Source organism: Bacillus sp. JJ783 (genome assembly GCF_036963225.1).
Taxonomy (GTDB): Bacteria; Bacillota; Bacilli; order Bacillales; family Bacillaceae_G; genus Bacillus_A; species Bacillus_A cereus_U.
On sequence record NZ_JBALMG010000256.1, the window covers coordinates 1 to 948 of the forward strand.

The window sequence follows — 948 nt, forward strand, 5'->3', positions numbered from 1 at the left end:
TTGAACAAGGAAAAGTTGTTATTTCGAAGAGCATTGATGGAAAACAGTATGATGTTACTAGTCTACTGAAAGATTACGACAAGCAGAAGTATAAAAGTGAAATTCATCTGAAGTCTACATACATAAAGCCTATTAAAGAAGACGATCCGATTGTCAAAAAAGAGGAGGAAGCACTACAAAATCTTCTTGGGCAGTCCGTTGAGTATAAAGTACAGAATGAAGTTTATCCTTTAAAAGCAAAAGATTTAATTCAAAATGCTTCTATGTCAAAGGATATGAAAGTTACAATCGATGCAAGCGATATTAAGAATAAGATTGCTGAAATTAATAATGCTAAATCAACATTAAATAAAGATTTCACATTTAAAACTCATTCTGGGTCGGTTATATCAGTAAAAGGACAAGGCTATGGCTGGGCACTAGATGTTGAAAAAGAAACAAAACAAGTTCAACAAGCTTTTGAAAAGGGGGGAAAATCGCTATCTGCTTCAAATATTCATGGGAATGGTTGGGAGAAGGAAGGTATCGGTTATAAAACAACATCGAATAATGGCATTGGAGACACGTATGCGGAAGTTTCAATTGCAGAGCAACAAATTTGGATTTACAAAGATGGAAAATTAGTAGTTACAACAAATGTAGTAACTGGTAAACATAGCACGAGTGAAGATACATCACCAGGTGTGTGGTACGTCTTATATAAACGAACACCATACACGCTGAAAGGAAGCGCAGTAGGTAAAGCTGATTATGCAGTTAAGGTAGATTACTGGGTTCCATTCACAAATAGCGGTCAAGGATTCCATGATGCAGGCTGGCGAACAAACTGGGCAAATAATGCTTATTTAACAGGGGGATCAGGCGGATGTGTTAACCTTCTTCCTAATGTTGCAAAAACTGTGTATGATAGTTTGAACACTTATGATCCAGTTATCGTGTACTAGTAAA

Annotated in this window: 1 protein-coding gene; it reads left to right on the top strand. The window is 36.2% G+C overall.

Going from position 1 to position 948, the window contains the following annotated elements:
• A partial coding sequence (locus tag V7038_RS29240; protein WP_335696075.1) for a L,D-transpeptidase family protein occupies positions 1-944 on the top strand: 944 nt, incomplete at its 5' end.
• Positions 945-948: the final 4 nt, after the last annotated feature.